This is a genomic window from Intrasporangium chromatireducens Q5-1 (assembly GCF_000576575.1).
Classification (GTDB): Bacteria; Actinomycetota; Actinomycetes; order Actinomycetales; family Dermatophilaceae; genus Intrasporangium_A; species Intrasporangium_A chromatireducens.
This window is the reverse complement of sequence record NZ_AWQS01000149.1, coordinates 1-9393: the sequence shown is the minus strand read 5'-3', so window position 1 is coordinate 9393 and position 9393 is coordinate 1. Positions and strand designations below refer to the sequence as shown.

Below are 9393 nucleotides of genomic sequence, written 5' to 3'. Positions count from 1 at the left end.
AAGTGCACTCTCGATCGTCGGAAGTGCACTCTCGATCGTCGGGGTTGTGCTCTCGATCGTCGGGGTTGTGCTCTCGATCGTGGGGGTTGTGCTCTCGATCGGAGGCGAGCGGATCGGCGGCCTCGGCGGTCACGGGTCAGAGGCCCTTGGGGTGCCAGACGGTCTTGGTCTCGACGAAGGCGCGGAGCCGGCCGAGGCCCGGAGCAGCGGTCCAGTCGGGCTCGACCGCGACGCCGTCGACGACCTCGGGGCGGTAGACCCGCTTGATCGTGTCGGCGGCGGCTGCCTCGAGCTCGCCCCAGTCGACGCCGTCCGCGCCCGCTGCCCCCGTGAGGTCGAGCGCGTTGACGTCCCGGTGCGACGCCAGCCACGGCGCGACCTCGGCCGTGCGCGCGGTGATGAGGTTGACCACGCCACCGGGCACGTCGGACGTCGCGAGGACCTCGCCGAACGTCACCGCCGGCAGCGGACGCTCCGTGGAGGTCAGCACGACGGCCGTGTTGCCGGTCGCGATGACGGGAGCGACCACCGAGACGAGCCCCAGCAGGGAGCTGCGCTGCGGCGCAAGGACGCCCACCACGCCGGTCGGCTCTGGCACGGAGACGTTGAAGAACGGACCGGCCACCGGGTTGAGATTGCCGAGCACCTGCGCGATCTTGTCCGTCCACCCGGCGTACCAGACCAACCGGTCGACGGCTGCGTCGACGACGCCACCGGCGGCGCGGGCGGTCAGCCCCTCGCCCGCGGCGACCTCGTCGACGAACTGCGCACGCCGGCCCTCGAGGACCTCGGCCACCCGATAGAGCACCTGGCCGCGGTTGTACGCCGTGGCACCCGACCACCCCTTGACGGCACCGCGCGCGGCCACGACCGCGTCGCGGAGGTCCTTGCGGGAGCCGAGCGACGCGTTGGCCAGGAAGTCACCGGAAGCCGACTGAACGGCATACGACCGTCCTGACTCGCTGCGCGGGAACTTGCCCCCGATGTAGAGCTTGTACGTCTTGCGGACATCCAACCGGGTCATCGAGCGGCTCCCGTCGTGGTGTGGGTGACATAGGCCTCGAGCCCGTGGCGACCGCCCTCGCGCCCGTAGCCCGACTCCTTGTAGCCGCCGAACGGCGAGGTCGGGTCGAACCGGTTGAAGGTGTTGGCCCAGACCACCCCGGCCCGCAGCTGGTCGGCCATCCAGAGGATCCGCGACCCCTTCTCGGTCCAGACGCCGGCGGACAGGCCGTAGGGCGTGTTGTTCGCCTTCGCGACCGCCTCCTGCGGGGTGCGGAAGGTCAGCACGGACAGGACGGGACCGAAGATCTCCTCGGTCGCCACCCGGTGCGTCTGTGCGACGCCGGTCAGGACCGTGGGCGGGAACCAGAAGCCCGTCCCGGGGAACGTGCACTCGGGCGCCCACGCCGTCGCGCCCTCGGCGATGCCCGCGTCGACGAGCGTCGAGATCCGGTCGAGCTGGGCCCTGCTGTTGATGGCGCCGAGGTCGGTGTTCTTGTCCATCGGGTCGCCGACGCGGAGGGTCGCCAGGCGCCGCTGGAGGCGGGAGACGACCTCGTCGTGGATCGGCTCCTGGACGAGCAGGCGCGACCCGGCACAGCAGACCTGGCCCTGGTTGAAGAAGATGCCGTTGACGATCCCCTCGACCGCCTGGTCGATCGCCGCGTCGTCGAAGATGATGTTCGCGGCCTTGCCGCCGAGCTCGAGGGTGGCCTTCTTGGTGGTGCCGGCAATGGCCCGGGCGATGGCGCGGCCCACCTCCGTCGAGCCGGTGAAGGCGATCTTGTCGACGCCGGGGTGCTCGACGAGCGCCTGGCCCGTGCGGCCGTCACCGGTGAGGATGTTGACGACGCCCGGCGGGAGGTCGGCCTGCTGGCAGACCTCGGCGAAGAGCAGCGCCGTCAGGGGCGTCGTCTCAGCCGGCTTGAGCACGACGGTGTTGCCGGTGGCGAGGGCCGGGGCGACCTTCCACGCGAGCATGAGCAGCGGGAAGTTCCACGGGATCACCTGCGCCACAACGCCGTGCGGGCGCGGCACGTCACCGCCTGCCGGCGCGAGGCCGGCATACTCGAGCTTGTCCGCCCAACCGGCGTGGTAGAAGAAGTGCGCTGCGGCGACCGGGACGTCGACGTCGCGCGTCTCCTTGATCGGCTTGCCGTTGTCGAGCGTCTCGAGGACGGCGAACTCGCGGGCGCGCTCCTGCAGGAGGCGGGCGATCCGGAAGAGGTACTTGCCCCGCTCCGCACCGGACATCCGGCCCCAGACACCCTCGTAGGCCCGTCGGGCGGCATCGACGGCCTTGTCGACGTCCTTGGGGCCGGCCTGGCTGACCTCGGCGAGCGTCGTCTCGTCCGCCGGGTTGATGGTCGGGAAGAGACCCTTGGCGCGGGTGAACGTCCCGTCGATGAACAGGCCGTACGTCGGCTTGATCGTGACGATCGAGCGCGACTCGGGCGCAGGGGCGTAGTCGAACTTCGGCATGGGTTGGTCCTCGGCGGTCAGTCGATGGTGACGTAGGCGGAGCCCGAGTAGGCGCCGGTGGTGAGCTTCTGGCGCTGCAGGAGCAGGTCGTTCAGCAGGCTCGACGCGCCGAAACGGAACCACTCGGGGGAGAGCCAGTCCTCCCCGGCGACCTCGTTCACCATGACGAGGTACTTGATCGCGTCCTTGCTCGTGCGGATGCCGCCCGCCGGCTTGACGCCGACCTGCGTGCCGGTCAGCTCGCGCCAGTCGCGCACGGCCTCGAGCATGATGAGGGTGACGGGCAGGGTCGCCGCCGGTGAGATCTTGCCGGTCGAGGTCTTGATGAAGTCGCCCCCGGCGAGCATCGCGAGGTAGGAGGCGCGACGGACGTTGTCGTAGGTGACGAGCTCACCGGTCTCGAGGATCACCTTGAGGTGCGCGTCCGGCCCCTCGTCGCGCCGGCAGGCCGCCTTGACCTCGGCGATCTGGTTGAACACCGTCGCGTAGTCGCCCGCCAGGAAGGCCCCCCGGTCGATCACCATGTCGATCTCGTCGGCACCGGCCGCGACGGCGTCCCGCGTGTCGGCGAGCTTGACCGGCAGGCTCGCACGGCCCGACGGAAAGGCCGTCGCCACGGCAGCGACGTGGATGCCGCTGTCTCCCAGTGCTTCCCGGGCGATGCCGACCCTGTCGCCGTAGACACACACGGCGGCCGGGCGCGGGGTCGACGGGTCGAGCGGGTCCGGCACGAGGGCCTTCGCGCAGAGCGAGCGGACCTTGCCGGGAGTGTCCGAGCCCTCGAGGGTCGTCAGGTCGATCATCCCGATGGCGGTGTCGATGGCCCAGGCCTTGCTCGCGGTCTTGATCGAGCGAGTGCCGAGCGCCGCGGCGCGCGACTCGCAGCCGACCTGGTCGACGCCGGAGAGGCCGTGCAGCCAGGCGCCGATCGCATGGTTCGTCAGCCGGGACACGCCGAGCAGGTCTCGGGCACGCGCCGTGAGATCCTGCACACCGCGCGTGGAGATCGTTGAGGTCACCCGGCGAGTCTAGCCGTGCGCGAGACGTGACACCCTGAGCCTCGGAGTGCACCAAGGAGGAGACGTATGCCGCTCAGCCAGGCGGGTGACCGCGGTGACCTCGTGGGGTCGGCCGGGTTCCGCAACAGCCGCACCCTGCGCCCCGGTTCGGCGATCGCGATCGGGGTCGTCGGAGGGCTCGCGGGCCTCACGCTGCTCGTCCCGGCGCTGCTCAGCCCGAACCGCAGCTGGCTGCTCATCTCCTCGGTCGTGCTCGCCCTCGTCCTCATCTGGCTCTTCGTCGTCCGGCCGTGCGCCCTGCTCCACGACGAGGGCGTCCGGATCGTCAACCCGTTGCGCACCATCGACATCACCTGGCCGATGATCGACGAGGTCAGGAGCAAGTGGGCGCTCGAGCTGTACAGCCGGGGCACCAAGTACACCGCCTGGGGGATCCCGGCCGACCCGGGTCGTCCCCGCCACGGCCGCGGGGTCTTCCTCATCGGCGCCAACCGGGTCGGCCTGGGCAAGCAGGTCCCGACGAAGGAGCGGCGGGCGAAGGTGGAGGCTCAGACCGTCGCCGCCGAGGTCGAGGCGCGCATCGTCGCCGACAAGCGCCGCAAGGACGGCCGGACGCCGCGCATCGCGTCCCGCACGTGGGAGCCGGTGCCGGTGGGGCTGCTCCTCGCGGCGCTCGCCTTCTGGGTGCTCGGCACGTTCGTCCTCTGATCCGGCGCCGATCCGGCAGCCGATCCCGCACCGGACCCGACCGCAACACACCCGGCTCTCGGCAACTCCAGGTGGTTATTCCCGTCGGGAGTTGACCACTGCCGGGTGTGTTGCGCGAAAGGGAGCGGCGGTCAGGTCAGCGAGGTGAGGCGCTCGAACTCCACCCGGAGCCCGGCGAGCCGCTCGGCAGCGGCCGACTTCGCCGCGTCCAGCCCCTCGGGCCCGGCGACCGGCTCGATCACCTCGAGGTAGACCTTCAGCTTCGGCTCGGTCCCGCTCGGCCGGACGATGACCCGGGAGTCGTCGGCGAGGAGATAGCGCAGCCCCTCGGTCGGCGGCAGCCCACGTGAGCCCTCACCCAGGTCCTCGACCGACGCGACGTCGACCCCGGCGAGGGAGGCCGGGTGCTCCCCGCGGAGCCGGTCCATGAGCACCCCGATCTGGGACAGGTCCTGGACCCGCACCGAGAACGAGTCGGTCGCGTGGACGCCGTGCTGGACGGCCAGGTCGTCGAGCAGCTGCGGGATCGAGCGGCCCGCCGCCTTGAGGCCAGCCGCCAGCTCGGCGAGCAGGAGGGCGGCGCTGACGCCGTCCTTGTCGCGCACCGCGGCGGGGGCGACGCAGTAGCCGAGGGCCTCCTCGTAGCCGTAGCGCAGCCCCGGGACCCGGGAGATCCACTTGAAGCCGGTCAAGGTCTCCTCGTGCCGGATCCCGGCCGCCCGCGCGATCGACGCGAGCAGGCGCGACGAGACGATCGAGTTGGCGAAGACATCGGAGCTCGCGACGCCCCGCGCCACGAGGTGGGCGCCGAGGAGCGCGCCGACCTCGTCGCCCCGCAGCATCCTCCAGTCGCCGACCGCCGGGTCGAGTACCGCGGCTGCGCACCGGTCGGCGTCCGGGTCGTTCGCGATGACGAGGTCGCACGGCTCGCGTCGCGCCCGCGCGAGGGCCAGGTCGATCGCTCCGGGCTCCTCCGGGTTCGGGAACGAGACGGTCGGGAAGTCAGGGTCGGGGACGGCCTGCTCCTGCACCGGCTCCGGTGCGCGGAAGCCGGCCCGCTCGAACGCCTCGTGGACCGTGTCGTGGCCGACGCCGTGCAGACTGGTGTGCACGATGGCGAGGTCGCGAGGCGAGTCCGGGTCGAGCACGGCCACCACGGCCTCGAGGTAGTGGTCCTGCAGGTCCTGCCCGAGCGTCTCCCAGCCGTCGGTGGCACGCGCCACGTCGGCGACGCGCTCGACCGCGGCGATGTGCCCGGCGATCTGGGCGTCGGCCGGGGGGACGATCTGGCTGCCGTCGCCGAGGTAGACCTTGTAGCCGTTGTCCTGCGGGGGGTTGTGGCTGGCCGTCACCATGACGCCGGCGTCGGCCCCCAGGTGGCGGATCGCGAAGGCGAGCACCGGGGTCGGCAGCGGCCGGGGCAGGAGCAGCGCCCGCCCGCCGGCTGCGACGACGACGGCAGCGGTGTCCCGGGCGAAGACGTCGGAGTTGTACCGGGCGTCGAAGCCGATGACCACGGTGGGGTGCTCGCCCACCTTGCCCTCGGCCTTGAGGTAGGCAACGAGCCCCGCGGCGGCGCGGATCACGACGCTGCGGTTCATCCGGTTCGGTCCCGCCCCGAGGGCCCCGCGCAGCCCGGCCGTGCCGAACTCGAGCGTGCCGGCGAACCGGTCGGCGAGGTCGTCCCGGGCCACGTCGTCCCCCGCCTCGGCGGCAGCGAGGAGCCGGTCGAGCTCCCCCCGGGTCGTCGGGTCGGGGTCGTCGTCGCGCCAGGCCCGCACAGCGGCATACAGCTGGTCGGTGGACGAGGCGGTCATGCGATCCTCCGCACGACGTCGGCGAGGAGCGCGCTCGCGCGCGGCGCCGCTGCGGCGCCGGCCTCGAGGACCTCCTCGTGGCTGAGCGGCTGGTCGGAGATGCCGGCGGCCGGGTTCGTGACGAGCGAGATGCCGAGGATCTCGAGGCCCGCCTCGCGGGCAGCGATCGCCTCGAGCGTCGTCGACATCCCGACGAGGTCGCCGCCGATCGTGCGGGCCATCCGCACCTCCGCCGGGGTCTCGTACTGCGGGCCGGGGAACTGGACGTAGACGCCCTCGGGCAGCGACGGGTCGACCTCGTGGGCGAGGGCACGCAGCCGGTGGGAGTAGAGGTCGGTCAGGTCCACGAAGGTCGCGCCGTGCAGCGGGGTGGACGCGGTGAGGTTGATGTGGTCGCGGATGAGCACGAGGGTGCCCGGGCCCCACGCCGGGTCGAGCCCGCCGCAGCCGTTCGTCAGCACAATCGTGTCGCAGCCGGCGGCCTTGGCCGTGCGCACCCCGTGGACGACGGCGTCGACGCCCCGGCCCTCGTAGTAGTGCGTCCGGGTGCCGTAGACGAGAGCATGCCGGCCGGTGTCGCCGATCGCGACCGACCGGATGACGCCGCTGTGGCCGGCGACGGCCGCCGCCGCGAAGCCGGGCACGTCCACGTTGTCGACGGTCGCGACCGTCTCGCCGATGAGGTCCGCGGCGCCGCCCCAGCCGGAGCCGAGGACGAGGGCGATGTCGTGCTTGACGATGCCGGTCCGTTCGGCGATGACGCGGGCCGCGTCACGGGCGAGGGCGTAGGGGTCGGCGACGTGGTCGCCCGTCTCGGCGGCTGCACTGCTGTTCACGCAGTGGACTCTAGCGAGGTCCGTCCGGTCGGGTGCTGCCGTGTGCGCCGCTCCGTGCAGCGCCGGCAGCGCCACCCCGCGCGCTGGGCGCGTCGCCGGGGTGGCCGCCAGGCCCTCCGCGCTGGCCGTCGTGGTCGGGGAGGGGACCGGTCTCGGCGGTGCCGAGGGCCGTGATGAGGGTGGAGACCGTGCGCAGCAGGTAGGCGCGCCGCCCGCGGGAGGGACGCAGCACCGCCGACATGAGCACGCCGTCGAGCGCCGCCGCGAGGGTCTCGGCGCGGGTCCGGCACGACTCCTCGTCACCGGTCATCACCGTGTCGGCGACGACGTCGACGAGCCGCTGGCGCCACGCGCTGAACACCTCGGCCACATCTGGCAGGTGCGCGGCGGCGACGGCGAGCTCGAGCCGGCACACGAGCACGTCGCGGTCGCGCAGCCAGGCGGCGAACAGCGCGGTGGTCTGGTCCGCCGCGTAGGCATGGTCGCCGGGGTGGTCGGCGATCCGCTTGGAGAGGGCGGCGATGTCGCGCTCGAGGCGGGTCGCGACGTGCTGGGCGAGGGCGGTGAGCAGGGCCAGCCGGGTGCGCAGGTAGGCCGAGCAGGTGCCCTGGGGCAGGCCGGCGGCCGCGTCGACGGCGCGGTGGGTCAGGCCCCGCAGGCCACTCTCGGCGACGACACCGACCGCCGCGTCGAGCAGCTCGCGCAGTCTGGGCGAGACGGGACGTGTGGTCGTCGTCATGCTGTTCCTGTCACCAGCGTTCAGGGCCGTTCCCAGCCTAGTGCGTGAGCGGGGTGCACCGCCGGTGATGGTTGGATGGGGGCGTGATCACCCGCGAGACCTCCGTAGTCATCATCGGCGGCGGGCCCGGCGGCTACGAGGCGGCCCTCGTGGCGGCGCAGCTCGGCGCGGACGTCACAATCGTCGAGAAGGACGGGCTCGGCGGCGCCGCGGTGCTGACCGACTGCGTGCCGAGCAAGGCGCTCGTCGCGACGGCCGACCAGCGTGCGGACCTCGACATCGCGGTCCGGCTCGGGGTGAGGCTCGGCGGCCCCGACCGGACGGCGGGCGACGGCGTCCAGGTCAAGGCCAGTGCCGTCAACCGGCGCATCCTCGACCTCGCCGCCGCGCAGAGCCGGGACATCCGGCGCAGCCTGGAGAGCGTCGGTGTCCGGGTCATCGACGGGGTCGGTCGACTCGTCGAGCGCGGGCTCGTCCGCGCCGACACCTCCGGCAACGAGACCGTCGACGTCGCTGCCGACGTCGTGCTGCTCGCGACCGGGGCCACCCCGCGGGTCCTGCCCACCGCGGTCCCGGACGGGGAGCGGATCCTCACCTGGCAGCAGATCTACGCCCTCGACGACCTGCCCGAGCGGCTCGTCGTCATCGGCTCCGGCGTCACCGGAGCCGAGCTCGCCCAGGCCTACCTCGGCCTCGGCTCGGCCGTCACCCTCGTCTCCTCCCGCGAGCGCGTGCTGCCCGGCGAGGACGCCGACGCGGCGACCCAGATCGAGAGTGTCTTCCGCGAGCGGGGCATGGAGGTGCTGAGCACGTCACGCGCCCAGGGCGTCGAGCGCTCCGGCGACGGCGTCGTCGTCACGCTGACGGACGGCCGCACCGTCGAGGGCAGCCATGCGCTGCTCGCCGTCGGGTCAGTGCCGCAGACGGCCGGCCTCGGCCTGGAGCACGTCGGCGTCGAGCTCGCGGAGTCGGGGCACATCGCCGTCGACCGGGTCTCGCGCACGTCCGTCCCCGGGATCTACGCCGCCGGGGACTGCACCGGCGTCCTGCCGCTCGCCTCGGTCGCCGCGATGCAGGGCCGCATCGCGATGTGGCACGCCCTCGGCGACGCGGTCGCCCCTCTCAACGTCCGCGGCGTGGCGGCCAACATCTTCACCGATCCCGAGATCGCGACGGTCGGCATCGGCCAGCGGGTCGCCGACGAGATGCCCGACGTGCAGTCGGTGCTCCTGCCGTTGGCCCGCAACCCCCGCGCCAAGATGCAGGGCATCGACGCCGGCTTCGTCAAGCTCTTCTGCCGCACCGGTTACGGCACGGTGCTGGGCGGCGTGGTCGTCGCGCCGAAGGCCTCCGAGCTGATCTTTCCCGTCGCCCTGGCCGTGCAGAACCGGCTCAGCGTCGACGCGGTGGCGAGCACGATCACGGTCTACCCGTCGCTGTCGGGGTCGATCACCGAGGCGGCCCGGCAGCTGCACCAGTCGGAGTGATCAGCGCCCGTCCCGCGGGTCACGGCGCTGCTCCTCCTCGCGCCACCGCTCGCGGCGGCGCTGCGAGACCCAGTGCCGCAGGCGCTTCTGGACCGGGTAGACGAGGGCGAAGACGATCGCCACGATGACGAAGCCCTTGAGGTTCAGGCCACTCGACTGGGCAGCCGCCTCGGACAGCAGGGACGTCATCACGGCCTCGAGTCTGCCAGACGGCGCCGGGGGTCCAGCCAGGCGGACGGGGGCTCGCACCGCGCTGAGCCCACCCCACGAGAAGGTATGCCGCTCAGCTCGCTGAGCTGAGCG

General features: G+C 72.6%; 9 protein-coding genes. 2 read left to right on the top strand and 7 right to left on the bottom strand.

Translation table 11 applies throughout. From position 1 onward, the window contains the following. Nucleotides 1–136: 136 nt before the first annotated feature. Genes N864_RS15315 through deoC form a run of 3 tightly spaced genes read right to left on the bottom strand, consistent with a single transcriptional unit; the run spans nt 137 to nt 3503 of the window. The gene (locus N864_RS15315) at nt 137–1024 is read right to left on the bottom strand and encodes an aldehyde dehydrogenase family protein (RefSeq protein ID WP_034718635.1); all 888 of its coding nucleotides are present in this window, start codon (nt 1022–1024) and stop codon (nt 137–139) included. Beyond that, nucleotides 1021–2484, bottom strand: coding sequence for an aldehyde dehydrogenase family protein (locus tag N864_RS15310; protein WP_034718632.1), 1464 nt, complete (start codon nt 2482–2484; stop codon nt 1021–1023). The genes N864_RS15315 and N864_RS15310 overlap by 4 nt, the downstream gene beginning before the upstream one ends. Nucleotides 2485–2501: 17 nt before the next feature. After that, the gene (gene deoC / locus N864_RS15305) at nt 2502–3503 is read right to left on the bottom strand and encodes a deoxyribose-phosphate aldolase (RefSeq protein ID WP_081793919.1); all 1002 of its coding nucleotides are present in this window, start codon (nt 3501–3503) and stop codon (nt 2502–2504) included. A 66-nt stretch (nt 3504–3569) separates the two neighbouring features. Between deoC and N864_RS15300 the strand changes: the two genes are divergently transcribed. After that, a complete protein-coding gene (locus tag N864_RS15300) occupies nt 3570–4211 on the top strand; it encodes a PH domain-containing protein (RefSeq protein WP_051518650.1) in 642 nt (213 codons plus the stop codon). Nucleotides 4212–4342: 131 nt separating this feature from the next. On the opposite strand, the gene N864_RS15295 is transcribed toward N864_RS15300, so the two are convergent. From N864_RS15295 to N864_RS23735, 3 genes are read right to left on the bottom strand one after another with little or no spacing between them, the layout of a single operon-like run. Further along, nucleotides 4343–6028: a phospho-sugar mutase gene (locus N864_RS15295; RefSeq protein ID WP_034718629.1), complete on the bottom strand. Its 1686-nt coding sequence runs from the start codon at nt 6026–6028 to the stop codon at nt 4343–4345. Continuing rightward, nucleotides 6025–6864 carry a purine-nucleoside phosphorylase gene (locus tag N864_RS15290; RefSeq protein ID WP_034718627.1) on the bottom strand — a complete coding sequence of 280 codons (840 nt, stop codon included), beginning with the start codon at nt 6862–6864 and terminating at the stop codon, nt 6025–6027. Before N864_RS15290 ends, N864_RS15295 begins: the two co-directional genes overlap by 4 nt. Before the next feature lie 10 nt (nt 6865–6874). After that, nucleotides 6875–7603: a TetR/AcrR family transcriptional regulator gene (locus N864_RS23735; protein ID WP_051518649.1), complete on the bottom strand. Its 729-nt coding sequence runs from the start codon at nt 7601–7603 to the stop codon at nt 6875–6877. An 83-nt stretch (nt 7604–7686) separates the two neighbouring features. On the opposite strand from N864_RS23735, the gene N864_RS15280 reads away from it, so the two are divergent. Then, entirely contained in the window at nt 7687–9090 is a 1404-nt protein-coding gene (locus tag N864_RS15280) for an NAD(P)H-quinone dehydrogenase (protein WP_034718624.1), read from the top strand. Here N864_RS15280 and N864_RS15275 read toward each other — a convergent pair whose 3' ends face one another. After that, nucleotides 9091–9282: a hypothetical protein gene (locus tag N864_RS15275; RefSeq protein ID WP_155892962.1), complete on the bottom strand. Its 192-nt coding sequence runs from the start codon at nt 9280–9282 to the stop codon at nt 9091–9093. It lies immediately after the preceding gene. Nucleotides 9283–9393: the final 111 nt, after the last annotated feature.

Bases quoted from the DNA above. Each gene is read 5' to 3' on its own strand.
- N864_RS15315 (WP_034718635.1), bottom strand. From the start codon at position 1,024: ATGACCCGGTTGGATGTCCGCAAGACGTACAAGCTCTACATCGGGGGC.
- N864_RS15310 (WP_034718632.1), bottom strand. From the start codon at position 2,484: ATGCCGAAGTTCGACTACGCCCCTGCGCCCGAGTCGCGCTCGATCGTC.
- N864_RS15300 (WP_051518650.1), top strand. From the start codon at position 3,570: ATGCCGCTCAGCCAGGCGGGTGACCGCGGTGACCTCGTGGGGTCGGCC.
- N864_RS15295 (WP_034718629.1), bottom strand. From the start codon at position 6,028: ATGACCGCCTCGTCCACCGACCAGCTGTATGCCGCTGTGCGGGCCTGG.
- N864_RS23735 (WP_051518649.1), bottom strand. From the start codon at position 7,603: ATGACGACGACCACACGTCCCGTCTCGCCCAGACTGCGCGAGCTGCTC.